General features: G+C 64.5%; 21 protein-coding genes and 1 tRNA gene. 12 read left to right on the top strand and 10 right to left on the bottom strand.

All coding sequences use genetic code 11. The features are described from left to right. On the bottom strand, positions 1-225 hold a 225-nt coding region (locus tag HMPREF9710_RS06780; RefSeq protein ID WP_005665076.1), incomplete at its 3' end, for an IS3 family transposase. A gap of 64 nt (positions 226-289) precedes the next feature. Between HMPREF9710_RS06780 and HMPREF9710_RS06785 the strand changes: the two genes are divergently transcribed. Together HMPREF9710_RS06785 and HMPREF9710_RS27745 are read left to right on the top strand one after the other, a co-directional pair. Continuing rightward, positions 290-787 (top strand): hypothetical protein, encoded by a 498-nt coding sequence (locus HMPREF9710_RS06785; RefSeq protein WP_040775161.1) that lies wholly within the window; start codon positions 290-292, stop codon positions 785-787. Between the two features lie 139 nt (positions 788-926). Continuing rightward, positions 927-1,265: a hypothetical protein gene (locus HMPREF9710_RS27745; protein WP_157225443.1), complete on the top strand. Its 339-nt coding sequence runs from the start codon at positions 927-929 to the stop codon at positions 1,263-1,265. A 505-nt stretch (positions 1,266-1,770) separates the two neighbouring features. On the opposite strand, the gene HMPREF9710_RS06790 is transcribed toward HMPREF9710_RS27745, so the two are convergent. The 5 genes from HMPREF9710_RS06790 to HMPREF9710_RS06810 all read right to left on the bottom strand — a co-directional run bounded on the left by HMPREF9710_RS06790 (position 1,771) and on the right by HMPREF9710_RS06810 (position 6,253). Then, positions 1,771-3,021 carry an IS256 family transposase gene (locus HMPREF9710_RS06790; RefSeq protein WP_157225494.1) on the bottom strand — a complete coding sequence of 417 codons (1,251 nt, stop codon included), beginning with the start codon at positions 3,019-3,021 and terminating at the stop codon, positions 1,771-1,773. A 178-nt stretch (positions 3,022-3,199) separates the two neighbouring features. Then, positions 3,200-3,284: transfer RNA gene (locus HMPREF9710_RS06795), tRNA-Leu, on the bottom strand. A 123-nt stretch (positions 3,285-3,407) separates the two neighbouring features. Continuing rightward, positions 3,408-3,875, bottom strand: a complete 468-nt coding sequence (locus tag HMPREF9710_RS06800) for a hypothetical protein (protein WP_005665077.1) — start codon at positions 3,873-3,875, stop codon at positions 3,408-3,410. A 275-nt stretch (positions 3,876-4,150) separates the two neighbouring features. Continuing rightward, positions 4,151-5,872 (bottom strand): ArnT family glycosyltransferase, encoded by a 1,722-nt coding sequence (locus HMPREF9710_RS06805; RefSeq protein ID WP_005665078.1) that lies wholly within the window; start codon positions 5,870-5,872, stop codon positions 4,151-4,153. A gap of 111 nt (positions 5,873-5,983) precedes the next feature. Next, positions 5,984-6,253 (bottom strand): type B 50S ribosomal protein L31, encoded by a 270-nt coding sequence (locus HMPREF9710_RS06810; RefSeq protein ID WP_005665079.1) that lies wholly within the window; start codon positions 6,251-6,253, stop codon positions 5,984-5,986. A 235-nt stretch (positions 6,254-6,488) separates the two neighbouring features. Here HMPREF9710_RS06810 and HMPREF9710_RS06815 point away from each other — a divergent pair, with 235 nt between their 5' ends. Next, entirely contained in the window at positions 6,489-7,814 is a 1,326-nt protein-coding gene (locus HMPREF9710_RS06815) for an ISNCY family transposase (RefSeq protein WP_005665080.1), read from the top strand. Positions 7,815-7,934: 120 nt separating this feature from the next. Here HMPREF9710_RS06815 and rho read toward each other — a convergent pair whose 3' ends face one another. The 4 genes from rho to hutC all read right to left on the bottom strand — a co-directional run bounded on the left by rho (position 7,935) and on the right by hutC (position 11,084). Further along, positions 7,935-9,197: a transcription termination factor Rho gene (rho, locus tag HMPREF9710_RS06820; protein ID WP_005665081.1), complete on the bottom strand. Its 1,263-nt coding sequence runs from the start codon at positions 9,195-9,197 to the stop codon at positions 7,935-7,937. Positions 9,198-9,337: 140 nt separating this feature from the next. Further along, a complete protein-coding gene (gene trxA, locus HMPREF9710_RS06825; RefSeq protein ID WP_005665082.1) occupies positions 9,338-9,664 on the bottom strand; it encodes a thioredoxin TrxA in 327 nt (108 codons plus the stop codon). Positions 9,665-9,893: 229 nt separating this feature from the next. Beyond that, positions 9,894-10,292, bottom strand: coding sequence for a response regulator (locus HMPREF9710_RS06830; RefSeq protein ID WP_005665084.1), 399 nt, complete (start codon positions 10,290-10,292; stop codon positions 9,894-9,896). Positions 10,293-10,382: 90 nt separating this feature from the next. Beyond that, positions 10,383-11,084, bottom strand: coding sequence for a histidine utilization transcriptional repressor HutC (gene hutC, locus HMPREF9710_RS06835; RefSeq protein WP_005665086.1), 702 nt, complete (start codon positions 11,082-11,084; stop codon positions 10,383-10,385). Between the two features lie 159 nt (positions 11,085-11,243). Between hutC and ada the strand changes: the two genes are divergently transcribed. The 9 genes from ada to hutI all read left to right on the top strand — a co-directional run bounded on the left by ada (position 11,244) and on the right by hutI (position 22,110). Continuing rightward, the gene (ada, locus tag HMPREF9710_RS06840) at positions 11,244-12,323 is read left to right on the top strand and encodes a bifunctional DNA-binding transcriptional regulator/O6-methylguanine-DNA methyltransferase Ada (RefSeq protein ID WP_005665087.1); all 1,080 of its coding nucleotides are present in this window, start codon (positions 11,244-11,246) and stop codon (positions 12,321-12,323) included. Between the two features lie 56 nt (positions 12,324-12,379). Then, entirely contained in the window at positions 12,380-13,009 is a 630-nt protein-coding gene (locus HMPREF9710_RS06845; RefSeq protein ID WP_081589887.1) for a 2OG-Fe(II) oxygenase, read from the top strand. A gap of 82 nt (positions 13,010-13,091) precedes the next feature. Beyond that, positions 13,092-14,762 (top strand): amidohydrolase, encoded by a 1,671-nt coding sequence (locus HMPREF9710_RS06850; RefSeq protein ID WP_005665091.1) that lies wholly within the window; start codon positions 13,092-13,094, stop codon positions 14,760-14,762. Positions 14,763-14,852: 90 nt separating this feature from the next. Then, the gene (gene hutU, locus HMPREF9710_RS06855) at positions 14,853-16,562 is read left to right on the top strand and encodes a urocanate hydratase (RefSeq protein WP_005665094.1); all 1,710 of its coding nucleotides are present in this window, start codon (positions 14,853-14,855) and stop codon (positions 16,560-16,562) included. Between the two features lie 14 nt (positions 16,563-16,576). Beyond that, positions 16,577-18,121, top strand: coding sequence for a histidine ammonia-lyase (gene hutH, locus HMPREF9710_RS06860; protein ID WP_005665096.1), 1,545 nt, complete (start codon positions 16,577-16,579; stop codon positions 18,119-18,121). A 16-nt stretch (positions 18,122-18,137) separates the two neighbouring features. Next, positions 18,138-18,926, top strand: a complete 789-nt coding sequence (gene hutG / locus HMPREF9710_RS06865; RefSeq protein WP_005665098.1) for an N-formylglutamate deformylase — start codon at positions 18,138-18,140, stop codon at positions 18,924-18,926. Then, the gene (locus HMPREF9710_RS06870; protein WP_005665100.1) at positions 18,923-20,299 is read left to right on the top strand and encodes a formimidoylglutamate deiminase; all 1,377 of its coding nucleotides are present in this window, start codon (positions 18,923-18,925) and stop codon (positions 20,297-20,299) included. The genes hutG and HMPREF9710_RS06870 overlap by 4 nt, the downstream gene beginning before the upstream one ends. A gap of 1 nt (position 20,300) precedes the next feature. Then, positions 20,301-20,906: a HutD/Ves family protein gene (locus HMPREF9710_RS06875; RefSeq protein WP_005665102.1), complete on the top strand. Its 606-nt coding sequence runs from the start codon at positions 20,301-20,303 to the stop codon at positions 20,904-20,906. Beyond that, complete coding sequence (hutI, locus tag HMPREF9710_RS06880) at positions 20,899-22,110, top strand: imidazolonepropionase (protein ID WP_005665104.1); 1,212 nt, start codon at positions 20,899-20,901, stop codon at positions 22,108-22,110. The genes HMPREF9710_RS06875 and hutI overlap by 8 nt, the downstream gene beginning before the upstream one ends. The last annotated feature ends 280 nt before the right edge of the window (positions 22,111-22,390 follow it).

Below are 22,390 nucleotides of genomic sequence, written 5' to 3' on the forward strand. Positions count from 1 at the left end.
CTTGTCCTCCGGGCTGCTTTCGTCCACCGGCTTCGGCCCGCGCTTGACGTCGAACAGGGCGCCGGCGTTCTCCAGGATCTCCTTCTTCCACTGGCCCACCAGTACTGGATGCACGCCGAATTCCTGCGCAATCTCCGTCACCGTCTTCACCCCACGCACCGCTTCCAACCCAACCTTGGCCTTGAACTCGGCGCTGTGCACCCTGCGTTTTTTACCTTCACTCATTCGCTGTCATCCTTTCGCGGACGACAGCTTAAACCACCGTCTCAGATTCGGGGTCCACTATACTATGGATATTACTCTTGTCGGAACTTACGAAGAGCCTTTCGCTGACCAAGCGAAAGTTGGTGATGAAAATCACCTTTTGTTGGAGGTTTATGCACAGTCCAGTTTTGACTACGCAGGTATCTTTGAAGATTACTTCAACTCCCAAGTGATGGACTGGGGAACAATCGGTGTGATCGAATACGGTAACATCGGTATTGGTGGCTTCAACGAAATGTATATCGATGGATTTGGCGTTGACACATATATCCAAGAATTCGATGTCGTTTTGGAAGGGGATCGCTATGGTGTAACATACTCCAGAGCAATTGATGAGCAAACCGGCAATGAAACGTGGACCATGAAATATGACTATAATGGGCTCGACGCAGGTACAGCCGTCGTAATTGCTACGGATCAAGGCACCACGATCATCGGAGTAAATCCCTACGGTCAGGTCGTTAGCCGAATCGAGATGAACCCTGGCGAGATCCTGGTCCCGATGGAAGGTTTGCCAGCCTAGCGTATTAATTTCATCAACTTAATCAGAAGCGCGCAAACTACTTACTATGACAAAAATTAGATACCAGAAATTGTTGATACCGTGCATGATCTTTTGTTTTTCGTTAAACGTTAGCGCTGCTTCCAATGACGAAAAGAATTTGCTTGTTGAGCGTCGTTATGAATATCGACCAGTACCAAGCGATTGTGTTGAGGAGCAAAAAAAAGCGAGAGATTTCCTGCTGAGTGTGAAGGAGGTGAATCTTCAACCGATTGCATCAGAGTTAGTTCCGGATAAAGAGAGTGATAAGACAGAAAGTGATGGGGTGATAAAATCATATTATCTCGCGCCCGTGGGATTTCACGCTGCAGCGCTCATGGAGCGAGACATGCAGGGTAATTTCCGATCGATTTTCGTAGACTGTCAGACTGGAGAAAAATACATCTCGTTACGTGGTGGTGTCGCAGATCAGACCCGTTGGTTTGGCCCGATAAAATAAAGATGCGTATCTGTCAATCTTCAATGATTGCGGACCTTCCTAAGCCCAGCTGGATCAGATGGCGAACTTACTAATGTGTACACAAAGAGGAGGCCAGCAATGCTGGCCTTTTTTCGTTGGAATTACACTGCTGCGCGGGGCATTACAGGGTCACGTCTGACAATCGGACACGAGCTTAACCATGATGAAGCAAGCAAGAGCCAGTACTAATGTAGAGACCGTGCCTAATTCTAAAACTGTATTGAGAGTGATCGACAGGCGCGACTGTGTAGGTAACGGCAGACCGTAGAGCTGCAGATGACTTGCCGCATGTGTTCGGCGTATCTAATTTGCAGCAGCAGACGATGCGGCCGGACCGGGTATGGGCCTAGGCAATCACGTCGGATTGTGGAGCTGCATGGGGGCGCTTGCTACCCGCAGTCGGAGACAGGTGAGCGGGACGCCGTTTGCGATTCACTTGCCGCGGACCTGTCAGAAATTCTGTGTGCGGGGCCAGAATTCGTAGTTAGATAATCGCGTTCGTGAAGCGCTCGCCGAACATGATGGCGAACTGGTTGGCAGCCTGCTTCCAGGTACGCTGTGGCATCTTCCAATCTTTCTCGATATTGCGCAAGGCCAGGAACAATAACTTGGTCGCGGCTTCGTCGCTGGGGAAGTGACCACGGTTCTTGACGATCTTCCGCAGACGCATATGCAGGCTTTCAATAGCGTTGGTCGTGTAGATGATCGTGCGCACTTCAGGTGGGTAGGCAAAGAACGGAATCACCTGCTGCCACTGGCGCCGCCACATCGCGGCCACGGTCGGAAACTTGGTGCCCCATGGGCCTTCTGCAAAGGCATCCAGCGCCGCTTCGGCCAGCTCGGCGTTGGCAGCGTGGTAGATCGGCTTGAGCGCCGCTGCCAGTTCCTTCCGGTCCTTCCAGGCCGCAAGCGTCGTCGAATTGCGGATCAGGTGCACGATGCACGTCTGGATCTGCGCTTGCGGATAAACGGCCTCGATGGCCTCCGGGAAGCCGCGCAGGCCATCGACGACGGCGATCAGGATATCGTCCAGTCCGCGGTTCTTGAGTTCGTTGAAAACCTTCAGCCAGAATTTGGCGCCTTCGGTCTGTTCGATCCACAGACCCAGCACTTCCTTGCGGCCGTCGGCACGAATGCCCAAGGCCAGATATACGGCCTTGTTCTTGACCGTGCCTTCGTCCCGGATCTTCAGGCGCAACGCGTCGAAATACACGATCGGATACATCGCCTCGAGCGGCCGCTGCTGCCACTGCGCGACCTCCTCGAGCACTTCGTCGGTGATGGTCGAAATCAGGTCTGGCGACACCTCGGTGCCGTACAACTCCAGCAAATGCGCCTGAATCTCGCGCACGCTCATACCACGAGCGTACATGCTGATAACGTGATCGTCGAAGCCCGACATCCGGCGCTGATGTTTGGCCACCAGTTTGGGCTCGAAGCTCGACAGACGATCGCGCGGAATGTCCAGGTGGAGCTCCCCGCCTGGCGTCAAGACCTTCTTCGGGCTGCTACCGTTGCGGTGGTTTCTGCTGCCGTCTTCCTCGTTGGCCAGGTGGTGGTTCAACTCGGCCGACAACATACGCTCGGCCAGCATTTTTTTGAGCTGCCCGGCGAGGCCCGATTCGCCAAGGATCGACTCGGCGTCCTTGTTCTCAACCTGGGCCAGCAACTGGTCGATCAGCTCAACGGGAAACGGGTACGCTGCTTTCTGTTTTTTGGGCTTCTTGGTGGTCATCACTTCGGTCATGGAACAGTCCTTTCGGGATTATTTCATGACCCCGTTCCACACAGAAATTCTGACAGGCTCCTTGCCGCTAAGCGACGGATCGTCCGCTGGCAAACGGCCCAGCCCGGAAAGCAAAAAACCCGCTCTTCCGAAGAAGTGTGCGGGTTTCGCTAATACTGTCTATTAGTGGTGCCTCCGGCCGGAATCGAACCGGCACGCCTTTCGGCGCTTGATTTTGAGTCAAGTGCGTCTACCAATTCCGCCACAGAGGCCCAATAGCAGGCGCGAATCTTAGCACATGGCGCACACAACTGACCAGTGTGCGAAAGAAATTGGCACAACGCGGCTTCAACTCACCCCTGCGCACGCAGCCAAGCCAGGCCCGGCGCAATGGCTCAGCGCGCGATCCGATGCTGCAACAACCGCAAGCTCCCCACCGGCCCGACGATCTCCAGCACGTGCTCGCGCACCGCGACATTGATCGCGCCTTCTTGCCCACGCAGCCAGGGGCGCGGGCGGAAGTAGCGGATGCTGGTGCTGTCGGTCGCGGTACGCCGGTAGCCGAGCGCGCCGAGCGCTTCGTCGAGCGTGCTGATCATGTAGTGGGCATCGAAGCGGGTGCGCATCTCGAAGCGGCCAGGCCCGAGCATCCAGACGGGCAGCAGACCGCCCACGATGGCCGGCAGCACCAGGTAGGGCAACGGCGTGTCGGGGTCGATCACATGCTGCGCCAGCACCAGCAGCGGCAGCCCGCCCAGCAGGGTCAGCGCCCAGGGCAGGGATTGGCGCCAGGTGTCGATGCGCCGTAGAAACCCGGGTCGCTCCCGGACGCGTACGATTTCTGAAAACGTCACACTCTTCATGGTGATCTCTCCCTCACAGCATCTTGTGCAACGGTCCATGTTGACGCCTCAATTTATAGTGACGCAACACCCCATTCAGCCCGGTAATTGATCTGCATCGACTCGCCCATTGTGACGAGCGGCCCCCGGCCGGTGCTTGACTCCGCGCAAACACGCATCCTTTGCAAACAGGTTCTCATATTGGCAACACATGCCGCGCACAGGTGAAGTTCGTTGCCTGCAAGCTCCTTAAAACGAACAAGCCGCACGGTGTGCGGCTTGTCGAGGTGCATGTTTTACTGCGTGCGGCGGAACAATCTGAAGCGCTCATCGCGGTCCGAGGCGCGCCGGCCTTCCCACAGCGGGATCGTATTGCGCACGCCCCATTTGCGCAGCAGCGCGCGGTCATTGCGGCTGCGCAGGCTGTCCTGCAGCAGCACGTAGTCGCACTTGCCGCCGGCCAGGGTGACGAAAGGCAGGCGTCCGTAAAAGGCCAGCGAGGCGCGCTGGGCCGGGCCGACATTGGTCTCGATGCAGTCGGTGTCGGCCGGCAGGCGCGCCGCGATCTGCTGGGCCACGCCGGCGTAGCTCTTGCCGTAGTTCAGGTCGGGCAGGAACAGAGTCATCAACAGCACCCACAGCAGGATCAGGCCGCCGGACGACAGCACCACCGCGCGCCACAGCACCGCCGGCTGGCGCGACAGGCGCCAGTGCACCAGCATCACCCAGCCGACGCTGGCGGCGGCCGCCACGGTGAAGGTGACGATGCCGATTTCGGGCGTGAAGCCGGGCACCAGCTTGAGCGCGTTCTTGGCCAGCTGGGCCGGCCAGCCGGTCAGCTTGGCGATCCAGAACAGCCAGATGGTGGCGCCCAGCATGGTCAGCACCATCACCGAGAACCAGTCGATGGCGTTGATCGCGCCGCGCTTCATGGTCGGCAAGCCGAAGGCGGCCATCAGGGCCAGCGGCGGCAGCATCTTGAGGAAGTCGCTGTTCTCGGGCACCGGGTCGCACAGCAGTTGCAGCACCAGGGCCAGGAAGAAGAACACCGGCAGCACGATGTGCAGCATCTGCTGCTGGCGGCGCCAGGCCCAGACCGCCCAGATCGCGAAGGGCCAGGCCGGCCAGAAGAACCAGACGCCGATGCGGAAGAAGGTCTTCACCGCCACCCAGCCGGGCAGGCCGAACTGCTCCGCGTTCCAGGCCAGCCAGTCGGCCACCGGCGGCAGGCCATACGGCTGCACGACGACGGCGGGCAGGATCCACACCAGGGTCAGGCCGAAGCCGACGCCGGCCGCCACCAGCAGGTGGCGCAGCGCTTGGCCGGCCGGCATGTCGAGGTAGCGGGTGCAGGCGAACAGGGCCACGATCAGCACCAGCGGCGGCAGGAAGCCCTGGGTCAGGGTCAGGGCGCCCAGGGCGACGCCGACCAGCACCGCATTGCGGGTGCTGGTGTGCTCGACGTAGCGCACGGCGCGGTACAGGAAATAGGCCAGCAGCGCGCCCTGCAGGGTCGCGGCCAGGGTCAGGTGGCTTTGCAGCAGCAGGCCAAGGCTGCCGAGGTAGATCAGGACGGCGGTGTCGCCCAGCGTGCGGCCATAGTCGTCGGGCTCGGGCTGGCCGCCGAAGGCCAGGCGCAGCGGCTGCGCCTCGGCGCGCCGGCCAAGGTGGAAGGCGGTGTACCACAGCGACATCGTGCCCAGCACGAAGATGCCGATGGTCGAGACGCGCGCGGCCAGCACGTCGCCCAGGATCCAGCCGAACAGCTTGATGCAGATGGCGCCCAGCCAGAAGGCCAGCGGGCCCTCGTCGACGCTGGCCAGGCCGGCAATGTTCGGGTACAGCCAGTCATCCAGGCCACCGTGCGCCATGGTCCACATGATGCCGAAGCTGCCCGCGTCTTCCTTCCACAAATCACGGCCGATGATGCCGGGCAGGATGTACAGCATGCCCAGCGCAAGCAGGGCCCAGCGGGGCAGCGCCAGGGTGGCGGCGGCGGGGAGACGGACTGGTTTCATCGGCGAATCTGATGGATAAAATAAAGCGCAGTATAGCTGCGAAAAAAAAGAAGCCGGGCAGGCCGGCTTCTTTCGCGAAGCCCGAAGGCTTCGAAGATTCTACTGCGGCAATTAGCCGTTGGCGACCGAGGTCTTCGAGCCGACCGAACCGAACTTCTGGCGGAACTTCTCGACGCGGCCAGCGGTGTCGACGATCTTGTGCTTGCCGGTGAAGAACGGGTGCGATTCAGCGGACACCTCGATCTTGACCAGTGGGTATTCTTTACCTTCGTGGGTGATCGTTTCGCGGGTGTTGATGGTCGAACGGGTCACGAATTTGAAGTCGCACGACAGGTCGTGGAAGACGACTTCGCGGTAATCTGGATGGGTATCGGTCTTCATGGTTCTGCTTTCTATTGAGTTGGTAGCCAAACAGCACTTCGTCGGTCGAACAGCTTCTTGACCCGATTGCCGATCACTTGCCAGGGGTTGGACTGAACCGGAGATTATAAAGCGGTTTCCGGCGTCAGGCAATGCCAAACAAAAAGGCATGTTAGCGCAAAGTAGTAATGTCCCCTCTCCGCTAAGTAGAAATGTCCCCTAGGATGCCCTGAAGGGGGACGGGACAGTGCTCAAGATGACAGCCAAAGACGTGTTGCGTAGCCAGGTGATGGCACAGGTAGTTGAGGGTAAGCTGGATCAGGAAAGTGCTGCCAGGAGGCTGGGCATCAGCACGCGCCAGGTGAAACGTCTGAAGCGGCGTATGCTCGACGAGGGCAATGCAGGGCTACTGAGCAAGAGCCGGGGCAAACCGTCGAATCGACGCACGCCACAAGAGAAGCTGTCCAAGGCATTGGACCTGATCAGGGCGCACTATGCGGATTTCGGTCCGACGTTGGCATGCGAGAAGCTCGACGAACTGCATGAGATCCGCCTATCAGTGGAAACGGTGCGCAAGGCGATGATTGCGGCGCAACTGTGGAAACCGCGTCGTGGCGCAACAGCGCGGACACACGCAATGCGCGAGCGCAGGGCGCGGCGCGGAGAGCTGATCCAGATCGATGGATCGCCGCACGACTGGTTCGAGGGCCGCGCGCCCCGCTGCAGCCTGTTGGTGTTTATCGACGATGCCACGAGCGAGCTGATGGCATTGCGTTTCGTCGATGCCGAGACGACGCTTGGATACATGAGTTTGCTGGAGGAGCACATCAGAAATCATGGCCTGCCAGCGGCCCTGTACAGCGATCGTCATAGCATCTTCCGGATCAGCACGGGCGACAAGAGTGGCGTCGGTGAAGGGCAAACGCAGTTTGCACGCGCATTGGAACAACTCGGTATCGAGGGCATCCAGGCTAACAGCCCGCAGGCCAAGGGACGAGTCGAGCGAGCCAATCAGACCTTGCAGGACCGCTTGGTAAAGGAGATGCGGTTACAGGGCATCAGTAGCCAGCAGGCTGCCAATGCCTGGCTACCGCAGTTCATTCGCGCCTTCAACCGGCGCTTTGCCGTCACGGCCGTGCTGCCTGAAGACGCTCATGTGCCGTATGGCGGAACCGAAGCTGCTCTACGCCGAATCCTCTCGGTGCATATACCTCGCCGCCTGTCTAGCAACCTGAGCTGTCAGTTCAATGGCTTGCTGTATCAGATCCAAATTGCCGACCAGGGGCGAGCATTGCGTGGCGCCAGCGTTACTATCGTCACCCATCCGGAAAGTGCGACCGAGGTCGTCTGGCAAGGCCGGGTTTTGCAGCACGCATGCAGCAGCAAGCCAATCAAGCAGCATGAGGCGATCGACGGCAAGGACATCAATGGCAAGGTCGAGCAGGCACTCGCCCGACGCCAACCGCCACAGCCTATCGGACACCCCTGGAAAAAACGCATGGAAACGCAACCGGGCACCGTCCCTGTACGTGCTGAGTTCGCCCATACGAAATCGCATCTGGCCCCTGTTACCAACCCGTGATCAAATTGGCAAGAGGGACATTTCTACTTTGCGCAACAGGGGACATTTCTATTTAGCGTTGACATGCCAAACAAAAAGGCAGCCCGAAGGCTGCCTCTGCACGCGTTGCGCTGGGGCTGGTCAGCCGCCGCGGCGCATCATGTCGAAGAATTCGACATTGTTCTTGGTCGCGCGCATCTTGTCGAGGATGAACTCCATCGCCTCGATCTCGTCCATCGAGTACAGCAGCTTGCGCAGGATCCAGATCTTCTGCAGCTGATCCGGCTTGATCAGCAGCTCTTCGCGGCGGGTGCCCGATTTGTTCAGGTTGATCGCCGGATAGACGCGCTTCTCGGCCAGGCGGCGCTCCAGGTGCACCTCCATATTGCCGGTGCCCTTGAATTCTTCGTAGATCACGTCGTCCATGCGCGAGCCGGTCTCGATCAGCGCGGTCGCGACGATGGTCAGCGAGCCGCCTTCCTCGACGTTACGGGCGGCGCCGAAGAAGCGCTTCGGACGCTGCAGCGCGTTGGCGTCGACACCACCGGTCAGCACCTTGCCCGAGGCCGGGATCACGGTGTTGTAGGCGCGCGCCAGGCGGGTGATCGAATCCAGCAGGATGACCACGTCCTTCTTCATTTCGACCAGGCGCTTGGCTTTCTCGAGCACCATCTCGGCGACCTGCACGTGGCGGGTGGCCGGTTCGTCGAAGGTCGAGGCGACGACTTCGCCGCGCACCGAACGCTGCATCTCGGTCACTTCTTCCGGACGTTCGTCGATCAAGAGCACGATCAGGGTCACGTCGGGGTGGTTCGCGGTGATCGCATGCGCGATGTGCTGCAGCATGACCGATTTGCCCGACTTGGGCGACGCCACCAGCAGGCCACGCTGGCCCTTGCCGATCGGCGAGATCAGGTCGACGATGCGGCCGGTGATGTTCTCGGCGCCGTTCATGTCGCGCTCCAGGCGCAGCGGCTCGTTCGGGTGCAGCGGGGTCAGGTTCTCGAACAGGATGCGGTGCTTCGAGGCTTCCGGCGATTCGCCGTTGACCTTGTCGACCTTGACCAGCGCGAAGTAACGCTCGCCGTCCTTCGGCGTACGCACTTCACCTTCGATCGAGTCACCCGTATGCAAGTTGAAACGACGGATCTGCGACGGCGAGATATAGATGTCGTCGGTCGAAGCCATGTAGCTCGCGTCCGGCGAGCGCAGGAAACCGAAACCGTCAGGCAAGACCTCGAGGGCGCCGTCGCCGAAGATCTGTTCGCCCTGCTTCGCGCGCTTCTTCAGGATCGCGAACATCAGTTCCTGTTTGCGCAGGCGGGCTGCGTTGTCGATGTCGAGGCCGATTGCCATTTCCAACAGCGCGGAAACGTGCATCGCCTTCAGTTCAGATAAATGCATGTGTGTGGGTGACCCGTGACGGGTGAATATGGTAGGGGAGGGGACTGCGTGGGTTAATCAAGGCGGGAGGGTGACTCCCGGCCAATATTGTGACTGCGTGGCGACTGCGCGGGCGCGCCGTCGCCGCTATATTACTTGGATCAGATGTTGCTGTCGATGAAAGCGGTCAGCGGACCCTTGGCGACGGCGCCCACTTTCTGGGCTGCGACCTGGCCGTTCTTGAACAGGATCAGGGTCGGGATGCCGCGGATGCCGAACTGGGCCGGCACGGCCTGGTTCGCGTCGACGTCCATCTTGGCGATCGTGATCTTGCCTGCATATTCCTTGGCCACTTCTTCCAGGATCGGGGCAATCATCTTGCAAGGACCGCACCACTCGGCCCAGAAATCGACCAGCACCGGCTGCTCGGACTTGAGCACGTCGGCTTCGAAGGATGCATCGCTGATGTGTTTGATGTTTTCGCTCATGGTTTCCTCAATGTGAGGTAAGAATCGTTATTAACGCCTTGAGACAAGTCATGCGGGACGTCTCGACCGGCTACCGTGTGTACTGCCTTGCCAATATTGCTGCTACACAATGGTGGAGGCACTGTGTGCGAATTTCAATATTGGAAGAACGGCAAGAGGGTGTCAGGCGGGGAATGAGGCGAATAATACCCCATTTTTTTAAAAAGTGTTCAGGGCCTTGTACAAAATCTCAACATTCCAGCGCATGACGCAATTGCTCGGGCGTGAGCGGCTTGCGGAACGAGCCCACTACCCGCAGGCCGAGGGCGCGCGCCAGTTCGGCGGCCGCCTCGCGCACTTCGTCCTCGAGCGCCGACAGCAGGATCACCCTGCCGGCATAGCCAAGGCTGGCCGCGGCCTGCAGGAACTCGATGCCGTCCATCTCGGGCAGCACCAGGTCGCAGATCAGGACGTCGGGCATGGCTTCGTCGAGCCGGGCCAGGGCCTGGCGCGCATCGAGTTCGAGGACGATCTGGCACGGGCCGCAGGTCGCCAGCATCTCGCGCATGACTTCCAGCAGCAGATGGTCGTCGTCGAGCACCAGCACGCGCAGTTGCGCGAAAGGCGGGTCGGCGGCGTCGGGAGGCATGGGCGACATTGGCTGGAATGGGACAATCGGATCGACGGCCATTATCGCGAAAAACTGGCAAGCCGGGTTGTCCGAAACCGCATTTACTTATCAAACACTGCCGGTGAAGCGCGCCAGGTGTCCCGGATGCCACATGGTGGCCACTGACGCCACCCGGCCGGCCGAGGTGGTGCGCCGGTGCAGCACCAGGCACGGGGCGCCGGCCGCGATCGCCAGCAGGCGCGCCTCTTCCGCCGGCGCCGGCTGGGCCTCTATCGTATAGCTGGCCCCCTGCAACGGCGCGGCCGCCATCAGGTGCTCGTTGGGCGTGATGCGCGCAAAATCCTGCTCCAGGTAGGCCGGGGCGCAGGCCGGGTTGACCCAGCGGTCCTCGAGCTGGACCGGCGTCTCGTTCTCGAAGTGGACGATCAGCGAATGGAACAGGGTGGCGCCCGGCTCCTGGTCGAACTCGGCGGCCAGCGTGTCGTCGGCGCTTCTTGCCTCCAGCGCCAGCACGCGGCTGGCGTGCAGCTTGCCGCGCGCGCGGATCTCGTCGGCGATGTTGCGGATCTCGACCAGGGTGCCCTGGTACTTCTGGGGAGCCACATAGGTGCCCGAGCCCTGGCGCCGCACCAGCACCTGCTCGGCCGTGAGTTCGCGCACGGCGCGGTTGACGGTCATGCGCGAGACGCCGAACTGGCGCACCAGCGCCTGCTCCGACGGCACCAGCTCGCCCTCTTTCCAACGGCCGGAGGCGATTTCGCCAACCAGATAATCCTTGATCTGCTGGAAAATGGGCGACTTTTCCTGCATGCTGTCTTGCGCGGTCTGTGCTTCCAAACTCAATCTCCGAATGCCTGGCCTGTCGTGGCCACGCCCGATTCTAGCATCGGGGATTCGAAAGCAAGACCCGGAGTGCGGCCTGGCGGCATCGGCTTCAGGATGGCGCTATTGCTGAAGGAGGACACCATCATGACGACATTGGATAGCGACGAGATCGACAGTATCGGCGACGATGCGCGCTGGGACGCCGTACAGCGGCGCGATGCCGGCGCCGACGGCAGTTTTTATTATTCGGTGCGCACCACCGGCGTCTATTGCCGGCCCTCGTGCCCGTCGCGCGGGGCCAAGCGCGCTAACGTCGCCTTCCACGCCAGCAGCCAGGCGGCCGAGGCGGCGGGCTTCCGGCCCTGCCTGCGCTGCGCGCCGCACCTGCCGCCGCTGGCCGAGCGCCAGGCGGACGCGGTGGCGCGCGCCTGCCGCCTGATCGAGGAATCGGAGGACGAACCGGATCTGGATGCGCTGGCCCAGGCCGCCGGCATGAGCCGCTTCCACTTCCACCGCGTGTTCAAGGCCCGCACCGGGATCACGCCCAAGGCCTATGCGGCGGCCAGGCGCGGCGCCCGGGTGCGCCAGGAACTGGCGGGGGGCGCCACGGTCACCGACGCCCTGTACGGCGCCGGCTATGGCTCCAGCGGTCGCTTCTATGCGGCGTCGAACGAGGTGCTGGGCATGCAGCCGTCGAACTACCGCGCCGGCGGGCAGGGCGAAACGATCCGCTTCGCCGTGGCCGAATGCTCGCTGGGCGCCACCTTGGTCGCGGCCACCGAACGCGGCATCTGCGCGATCCTGATCGGCGACCAGCCGGAACCGCTGCTGGAAGACCTGCAGGCGCGCTTTCCCAGGGCCGAGCTGCGCGGCGCCGAAGAAGGCTTCGAGCGCACCGTGGCGCTGGTGATCGGCCTGGTCGAGGAACCGCGCATCGGCCCGTCCCTGGACCTGCCGCTCGACGTGCGCGGCACCGCCTTCCAGCAGCGCGTGTGGCAGGCCCTGCGCGCGATTCCCCCGGGCCAGACCGTGACCTATGCCGAACTGGCCGAACGGGTCGGCCTGCCCGATGGCGCGCGCGCCGTGGCCGGCGCCTGCGCCGCCAATCCGGTGGCGGTGGCGATTCCCTGCCACCGCGTGGTGCGTACCGGCGGCGCGCTGTCCGGCTACCGCTGGGGCATCGAGCGCAAGCGCGCGCTGCTCGAGCGCGAGGCGCAGCAGTGACCGTCATCGATTGGGATGACGTCGGCGCCCAGCTCGACGACGCCGGCTGCGCCGTGATGCCGGGCCTGCTCGATGCGCGCCACTGCGCGCGCTTCATTGCCGCCTACGACGAGCCGCAGCGCTTTCGCAGCCGGGTGGTGATGGAGCGCCACGGCTTCGGCCGCGGCGAATACCAGTATTTCGGGTATCCGCTGCCGGAGCCGCTGTCCGCGTTGCGCGCCACTCTGTATCCGCCGCTGGCGCGCATCGCCAACCGCTGGCAGGCCGCGCTCGGGCTGGACGCGCGCTTTCCAGGCGAGCATGCCGACTTTCTCGCGCAATGCCATGCGGCAGGCCAGCTGCGCCCGACCCCGCTGCTGCTGCGCTACCGCGCCGGCGACTACAACTGCCTGCACCAGGACCTGTATGGCGAGCAGGTGTTTCCGCTGCAGGTGGCGGTGCTGCTGTCGCGTCCCGGCGAGGATTTCACGGGCGGCGAATTCGTGCTCACCGAGCAGCGGCCGCGCATGCAGTCGCGCGCCGAAGTCGTGAGCCTTCGTCAAGGGGACGCCGTCGTCTTCGCGGTCAACCAGCGGCCGGTGCAGGGCACGCGCGGCGTCTACCGGGTGGCGATGCGGCATGGCGTCAGCCGCGTGCGGCAGGGCCTGCGCCATACCTTGGGGATCATCTTCCACGACGCCACCTGAAGGGCCGCCGCCCTCATGCAGTACACTCTCCACACCGTGCCCACGAAGCGCGGAAAACCATCTATCGGAGAGAAGAAAAAGCATGCGCGCGCGCCAGATTTCCCTGCAGTGTTCCCTATTTGTCCTGGCTGCCCTCGGCAGCCTGTCGGCACACGCCGACACCCTGGTCGACAACGCCAACGGCTATACCCTGAACGGGAAGGGTGAGCTGGTCCAGTTCACGGCGATCGCCTTCGACGACAAGGGCCGCATCATCGCCGTCGGCAGTGGCGCCGACGTCGCCGCCAAGGCTCCAAATGCGAAGCGCATCGACATGGGAGGCCGCACCCTGCTGCCCGGCCTGATCGACGCCCACGGCCACGTGTTCGGCCTGGGCCAGCAACTGACCCAGCTCGACCTGTTCCACAGCACGTCGCTCGACGGCGCCCTGAAGTCGATCGGCGGCTATGCGCGCGCCAACCCAAGCCACGCCTGGATCCGCGGCCGCGGCTGGAACCAGGAGAACTGGAAGCTGGGCCGCTTCCCGACGGCGAAGGAGCTTGATGGCGTCGTCGCCGACCGCCCGGTATGGCTGGAGCGCGTCGACGGCCACGCCGGCTGGACCAATGGCCGCGGCCTGGCGCTGGCCGGCATCACCAGGTCGACCCCGGACCCGGTCGGCGGCAAGATCGTGCGCGACGCCAACGGCGAGGCGACCGGCGTGCTGGTCGACACCGCCCAGGAATTGCTGACCAAGGTGCTGCCGCAGCAGACCGAGGCCGAGGGTCGCGTCATGCTCGACCGCGCACTGGGCGAACTGGCGCGCGTGGGCCTGACCAGCGTGCACGACGCCGGCGTCGACGTGGCCCAGGACCGCCTGTACCGCGCCTATGCCGACGACGGCAAGCTGACCACCCGCGTGTACGGCATGATCGCCGGCACCGACAAGGACTTCGACCAGCTGGCGGTGAAAGGCCCGCTGAAGGACTACGGCAACGGCATGTATGCGCTGCGTTCCGTAAAACTGTACTCGGACGGCGCCCTGGGCAGCCGCGGCGCGGCCCTGATCAAGCCCTACAGCGACGAATCGCACTCGCACGGCCTGCTGTTCTACAAGACCGCGCAGATGGACGCGATGATGGCCAAGGCCATGCGCAAGGGCTACCAGGTCAACGTCCACGCGATCGGCGACGCCGGCAACAAGCAGATCCTCGACATCTACCAGAAGGAGTTGAAGGCGACGGGCAGCGCGGCGCAACGCCACCGCATCGAGCACGCCCAGGTCGTGCTTCCTTCCGACATCCCGCGCTTCAAGACGCTGGACATCATCCCGTCGATGCAGCCGACCCACGCGACCTCGGACAAGAACATGGCCGAGACCCGCATCGGACCCGATCGCATCAAGGGCGCCTACGCCTGGCGCAGCTTCCTGCACCAGGGCTCGCGCATCGCCTGCGGTTCGGATTTCCCGGTCGAGTCGCCGAATCCGTTCTTCGGCATCCACGCCGCCGTCACGCGCCAGGATGCGCAAGGGCAGCCGGTGGCCGGCTGGTATCCGAACCAGGCGATGTCGCTCAAGGAAGCCTTCCGCTGCTTCACGCTGGATGCGGCCTGGGCCGGGCATCAGGAGAAAGACCTGGGTTCGCTGGAGCCGGGCAAGCAGGCCGACTTCATCGTGATCGACCAGGACCTGTTCCGCATGCCGACCTACGACATCCACAAGACCGGCGTGCTGGAAACCTGGGTGGCGGGACGCCAGGTCTTCAAGAAATGATTTGACGAGGTTGTATAGACAACCTAGACTTCAGAGCAGCTTTGCGGCGCGCGGATAGCGCGCGCCGTATCCCCGACCGAAGGAGCCGCCATGTCCCAAGATACCCGTCCTCTCGACGACCCGCGTTTCGACCCGACCCGCGTCATTCAAGCGCCACGCGGCAACCAGCTCAGCTGCAAGAGCTGGCTGACCGAAGCCGCCTACCGCATGATCCAGAACAACCTCGACGCCGAGGTCGCGGAAAACCCGCAGCGCCTGGTGGTCTACGGCGGCATCGGCCGCGCCGCCCGCAACTGGGAATGCTATGACCAGATCCTGGCCTCGCTGCGCGCGCTCGAGGATGACCAGACCCTCCTGATCCAGTCCGGCAAGCCGGTCGGCGTGTTCCAGACCCACCCGGATGCGCCGCGCGTGCTGCTGGCGAACTCGAACCTGGTGCCGAAATGGGCCGACTGGGAACATTTCAATGAACTCGATCGCAAGGGCCTGTTCATGTACGGCCAGATGACGGCCGGCAGCTGGATCTATATCGGCACCCAGGGCATCGTGCAGGGCACTTATGAAACCTTCGCCGAGGCGGGCCGCCAGCACTTCGGTGGCGATATGGCCGGCCGCTGGGTGTTGACGGCGGGCCTGGGCGGCATGGGCGGCGCCCAGCCGCTGGCCGCCACCTTCGCCGGCGCCGTCTCGCTGACCGTCGAATGCCAGCAGAGCAGCATCGACTTCCGCCTGCGCACCCGCTACCTGGACAAGCAGGCGCGCGACATCGACGAAGCGCTCGCCATGATCCGCCAGCACAAGGACGCGCGCGAGGCCATCTCGATCGGCCTGCTCGGCAATGCGGCCGAGGTGCTGCCGGAACTGGTGCGCCGCGCGAAAGAGGGCGGCCTGGCGCCGGATCTCGTCACCGACCAGACTTCGGCCCATGACCTGATCAACGGCTATCTGCCGATCGGCTGGAGCGTCGAACAGTGGAAGGCGGCGCAGGCGGACCCGGGCCAGCATGCGCGCCTGAAGGCCGAAGCGGCGGCATCGTGCGCGATCCACGTGCGCGCCATCCTCGACTTCAAGGCGCTCGGCGCCCACGCCGTCGACTACGGCAACAATATCCGCCAGGTGGCCAAGGACGAGGGCGTGCAGGATGCCTTCGACTTCCCGGGCTTCGTGCCGGCTTATATCAGGCCGCAGTTCTGCGAGGGCCGCGGCCCGTTCCGCTGGGTGGCGCTGTCAGGCGACCCGGAAGACATTTATAAAACCGACGCCAGGATCAAGGAGCTGTTCCCGCACGACGCGCGGGTGCACCGCTGGCTCGACATGGCGCGCGAACGGATCGCCTTCCAGGGCCTGCCGGCGCGCATCTGCTGGCTGGGCCTGGGCGAGCGCCACCTGGCCGGCCTGGCCTTCAACGAGATGGTGCGCACGGGCGAGCTGAAGGCGCCGGTGGTGATCGGCCGCGACCACCTCGACACCGGCTCGGTGGCCAGCCCGAACCGCGAGACCGAGGCGATGCGCGACGGCACCGATGCCGTCTCGGACTGGCCGCTGCTGAACGCCTTGCTGAACACGGCCGGCGGCGCCACCTGGGTCTCGCTGCACCACGGCGGCGGCGTGGGCATGGGCTACTCGCAGCATTCCGGCGTGGTGATCGTGGCCGACGGCACCGAGGCCGCGGCGAAACGCCTGGCAAGGGTGCTGGTGAACGACAGCGCCTCGGGCGTGATGCGCCACGCCGACGCCGGCTATGACAGCGCCATCGACTGCGCCAAGCGCAATGGCCTGAACCTTCCAATGATCAAATAAACCCAGCAGCGACCATGAACGACACTCTTCAACGCCTCACCCTGCAACCCGGCGCACTGGCGCTCAGCGACCTGCGCGCCGTCTGGGGCGGCCACCAGCGACTGGACCTGGCGGCCAAGGCATGGGACGACATCGCGGCCTCCGCCGCCACCGTGGACGCCATCGTCGCCAAGGGCGACCCGGCCTATGGCATCAACACCGGCTTCGGCATCCTGGCCAAGGCCCATATTCCCAACGACCAGCTGGCCACCCTGCAGCGCAACCTGATCCTGTCGCATGCGGTCGGCACCGGTGAGCTTCTTTCGGACACCATCGTGCGCCTGATCCTGCTGACCAAGATCGGCAGCCTGGCGCGCGGCTATTCGGGCGTGCGTCCGATCATCGTCGAGACTCTGGTCGCCCTGTACAACGCCAACATCATGCCGGCGATTCCCTCGCAGGGTTCGGTCGGCGCCTCGGGCGACCTGGCGCCGCTGGCCCATATGACGCTGGCGATGCTGGGCGTGGGCCAGGTGCGCCACGATGGCGTGCTGGTGGAAGCCGTCGACGCATTGCGCGCGGCCGGCATCGAACCGGTGACGCTGGCGGCGAAGGAGGGCCTGGCCCTGATCAACGGCACGCAAGTCTCGACCGCGCTGGCGCTGCATGGCCTGTTCATGGCCGAACGCCTGCTGGAGGCGGCGATGGTCACCGGCTCGCTGTCGGTCGATGCGGCGCGCGGCAGCGATGCGCCGTTCGATCCGCGCATCCACGCGGTGCGCGGCCAGCCGGGCCAGATCGCGGCGGCGAAGATCTACCGCGAACTGGTGGCGGGCAGCGCGATCCGCGCCTCGCACCTGGTGGGCGACGAGCGGGTGCAGGACCCGTACAGCCTGCGCTGCCAGCCGCAGGTGATGGGCGCCGTGATGGACCTGATCGCCAATGCCGGCCGCACCCTGCTGATCGAGGCGAACGCCGTGACCGACAATCCGCTCTTGTTCGAGGGCGGAGAGATCATTTCTGGCGGCAACTTCCACGCCGAGCCGGTGGCCTTCGCCGCCGACACGCTGGCGCTGGCGATCGCCGAGATCGGCGCGTTGGCCGAGCGCCGCATCGCGCTGCTGATCGACGCCAACCTGTCCGGCCTGCCGGCCTTCCTGGTGCGCGAACCGGGGCTGAACTCGGGCTTCATGATCGCCCACGTGACCGCCGCCGCGCTGGCCTCCGAAAACAAGTCGCTGGCCCATCCGGCCAGCGTCGACAGCCTGCCGACGTCGGCCAACCAGGAAGACCACGTGAGCATGGCGACCTTCGCTGCGCGCCGTCTCGACCAGATGGCGCACAATACGGCGGTCATCGTCGGGATCGAGCTGCTGGCAGCAAGCCAGGGCATCGAATTCCACCGCCCCTTGAAAAGCTCCGAGACGCTGGAATCGGTGCATGCCCAGCTGCGCCAGCACGTCGCGCCCTACGATGCCGACCGCTTCTTCGCGCCCGATATCGAGGCCGCGCGCAGGTTGGTGGTCGACGGCGCGCTGTCGGCGTCGTGCAAGGAGTTGTTCACCGTACTGCACCCGTAAACACAAAGGAGGCAAGATGGAGTTCCGGTTCAAGGCAGGCAGGCTTCCCATGCTGGTGTCGATGCCGCATGCGGGCACTGACATCCCCGACGAGGTGGCGGACACGCTGGCGCCCTGCGCCGCGGCGCGCGCCGACACCGACTGGCACTTGCCGGAACTGTACGGCTTCCTGGAAGAGATGGGCATCTCGACCATCTCGGCGCGCTGGTCGCGCTACCTGATCGACCTGAACCGCCCGCCAGAGAACACCAACCTGTATCCGGGCCTGGACACGACCGGCCTGTGCCCGCTCGACACCTTCGGGCGCGAACGTCTTTACCGGGAGGGCATGGAGCCCGACCAGGCCGAGGTAGGGCGGCGCCTGGAACGCTACTGGCGGCCATATCACGCGCAACTGCGCGCCGAACTCGATCGCCTGAAAGCCGAACATGGCCGCGTGGTGCTGTGGGAAGCGCATTCGATCGCCTCGATCGTGCCGCGCTTTTTCGAGGGCAAGCTGCCCGACCTGAACTTCGGCACCGCCGAAGGCAAGTCGTGCGACCCGGGACTGGAGGAGGCGGTCCTGGGCGTGGCGCGCGCCCAGGAGCGCTACACGATCGCCCTGAACGGCCGCTTCAAGGGCGGCCATATCACGCGCCACTACGGCCAGCCGGCGCACGGCGTGCATGCGATCCAGCTCGAGAAATGCCAGTGCCTGTACATGGACGAGGCGCCGCCGTTCGACTATCGCCCTGACGTCGCCGCTCAGTTGCAACCGCTGCTGCGCGACATGGTCATGGCCGCGGTGAACTGGGTGCGTCCATGACGACAGCCCTGTTCGCGCGCCATGCGCTGCTGCCGCAAGGCTGGCAGCGCGACGTCCTGCTCGAATGGGATGCGCACGGCGACCTGACCCGGGTGGCGCCCGGCGCCACCGCTTCCCCCGGCATGCGGCAGGCGCAATACGTCCTGCCCGGCATGGTCAACCTGCATTCGCACGCCTTCCAGCGCGCGCTGGGCGGCCTGACCGAACGCGCCGGCGACGGGCCGGACAGCTTCTGGACCTGGCGCGACCTGATGTACCGCTTCGCCGCCCGCATCACCCCAGGCCAGATCGAGGCCATCGCGGCCCAGCTGTTCGCCGAGTGCCTGCGCCACGGCTACACCTCGGTGTGCGAGTTCCACTACCTGCAGCGCGACGCCGACGGCGCCGCCTATGCGCGGCCGGCCGAGACGGCCGAGCGGGTGGCCGCGGCGGGACAGGCGACCGGCATGGGATTGACCCTGCTGCCGGTGCTGTACAGCCATGCGGGCTTCGGCGAAAAGCCGCTGGCGCCGGCGCAGGCGCGCTTTCGCACGGACGTCGACGAGGTGCTCGGCATCGTCGAGGCCCTGGGCCCGCTGCGCGGCGGCCAGCTGGAAGTCGGCGCCGCGCCGCACTCGCTGCGCGCCGCCACCATCGATCAGATCCGGGCGCTGGCGGGCGGCTTGCCGCCGGGGCGTCCGCTGCACATCCACATCGCCGAGCAGCAGGGCGAGGTGGCGCAGTGCCTGGCGCATGCCGGCCGGCGCCCGGTCGAATACCTGATGGACCACGTCGCGCTCGATGCGCGCTGGTGCCTGGTGCACGCGACCCATTTGAACGAGAACGAAGTCGTGGCGCTGGCAAGCAGCGGCGCGGTGGCCGGCCTGTGCCCGACCACCGAGGCCAACCTGGGCGACGGCCTGTTCCCGCTGGCGCCCTTCATCGAGGCGGGCGGGCGCTTCGGCGTCGGCAGCGACAGCCACGTGTCGCAAAGCCCGGTCGAAGAGCTGCGCTGGCTCGAGTACGGCCAGCGTCTGTTGCACCAGCAACGCAACGTGGCGCACACCCGTGAACGGCGCGACGTGGGCGACTATCTGTGGCAGGCGGCGCTGCAGGGCGGCGCGCTGGCGACGGGGCGCCGCGTCGGCCTGCTCGAGGCCGGCCGGCGCGCCGACCTGCTGGTGCTGGACGAGCAGCATCCGAACCTCGATGGCGTGATTGAATCCGAAGTGCTCGGACGTGTTGTATTCTGTGGCAACGACAACCTGGTGCGCGACGTGCTGTGCGGCGGCCGCTGGGTGGTGCAGGACGGGCGCCACATGGCGCAGGACGAGGTCGCCCAGCGCTACCGCCAGGCGCTCAGGGATTTGCGCGCAGTGACCCAGGAGGTGTGAAATGACAGTCTTGATTCCGTTTGCAGGCTTGGCCCCGGCGCCGTGGAAGAACGGCGGCGGCAGCACGATCGAGATCGCGATCGGCCCGCCTGACGCCGGCTTCGACGATTTCGACTGGCGCGTCAGCCTGGCGACCATCGCCGAGGACGGCGCGTTCTCGCGCTTCCCCGGCGTCGACCGCACCCTGGCGCTGGTCGACGGCCATGGCCTGACCCTGCAGATCGACGGCGAGCCGACCCTGATCAGCGACGCCGAACCGGTGATCGCGTTCGACGGCGATTCCGAGGTGCAGGCCCGGCTCAATCGCGGGCCGACCCTGGACTTCAACGTCATGTCGCGCAGCGAGCGCTGCTGGCACCAGTTCGGGCGGCGTCGCCTGAGCGGCGACTCCACCTTCGTCGCGCGCGCCGAGGTGACGGTGCTGTTCCTGGCCGAGGGCGACAGCCTGCAGCTGGCCAGCGACGACGAGCGCATCGGCCTGGTGCGCTACGACGCCGTGATCCTCGACCAGGGCACGGTGTGGTCGCTGGAAGCGGGGCAGGCCACGATCTTCATCGTCGACGTCCACTATTATTCGGAAGACGACGACGCAGAGATGTATGACTGACCTGCTCTTCACCAACGTCCACCTGGCGACGATGGAGGACGGCTACGGCGAGCTGCCGGACGCCGCGCTGGCGGTGAAGGATGGCCGCATCGCCTGGATCGGCAAGCGCCTTGATGCCCCGCCGGCAAGCCGGGTGCACGATTGCGGCGGCGCCTGGATGACGCCGGGCCTGGTCGACTGCCATACCCACGTGGTCCACGCCGGCAACCGCAGCAACGAGTGGGAAGCGCGCCTGAACGGCGCCACCTATGAAGACATCGCGCGCCAGGGCGGCGGCATCATGTCCACCGTGCGCGCCACGCGCGCAGCCAGTGTCGACGACCTGGTCGCGGCCAGCCTGCCGCGCGTGCGCGCCCTGCTGGCCGAGGGCGTGACCACGCTCGAGATCAAGTCGGGCTACGGCCTCGAACAGGGCGCCGAAGAACGCATGCTGCGCGCCGCGCGCCGCATCGGCGCGCTGCTGCCGGTGCGGGTGGCGACCACCTTCCTCGGCGCGCACGCGCTGCCGCCGGAATTCGCCGGCCGCCAGGACGACTACGTGACTGAAGTGTGCGAGCGCATGCTGCCGGCGCTCGCCGCGCAAGGCCTGGTCGACGCGGTGGACGCCTTCTGCGAACGGATCGGTTTCACGCGCGCCCAGACCGAGCGCGTGTTCGACGCCGCGCGCAAGCTCGACCTGCCGCTCAAGCTGCACGCCGAGCAGTTGTCGGACCAGGGCGGGGCGGAACTGGTGGCGCGCTACGAAGGCCTGTCGGCCGACCACCTGGAACATCTGAGCCCGCAAGGCATCGCGGCGATGGCGCGCGCCGGCACCGTGGCGGTGCTGCTGCCGGGGGCCTATTATTTTTTGCGCGAGACCGTGATGCCGCCGATCGACGCGCTGCGCGAAGCCGGCGTGCCGATGGCGGTGGCCACCGACTGCAATCCCGGCACCTCGCCGATGACGTCGCTGCTGCTGGCGATGAATATGGCGTGCACCCTGTGGCGCCTGACGCCGCAGGAAGCCCTGCTCGGCGCGACCGCCTATGGCGCGCTGGCCCTGGGCCTGCAGGCCGAGATCGGCACCCTGACGGTCGGCAAGCGCGCCGACCTGGCCTTGTGGAACATCGCCCGTCCCGCCGACCTGGCGTATGCGATCGGCTTCAATCCCTGCCAGGCCGTGGTCAATGGCGGCGTCCTGCGCGCGCCCGGTCTTGCCGTGTAATTTGGCAACACTTGTCCCTTTGTCGCAACACTCGCAGCCACGGTGGGTAAGTGCTTGATCACCCTCAAGCCTGGCTTTCTTGCCTGGCCGATGATGGATTCAACACGCGATAACGACAAACGGTTACTACGGCGGTTACAGCAGTAAGCAAATGTAAGCCTTAATGGATCATTAAGAATGGCCAACTATAGTCATTCATGTGATTCCCATCTCCCCTCCCCATTTGCCAAAATGGGTTTGCCCACGGTGCCAAGGCCCGTGGGTTTTTCTTTCGGGCGTC

Source organism: Massilia timonae CCUG 45783, assembly GCF_000315425.1.
Classification (GTDB): domain Bacteria; phylum Pseudomonadota; class Gammaproteobacteria; order Burkholderiales; family Burkholderiaceae_D; genus Telluria; species Telluria timonae.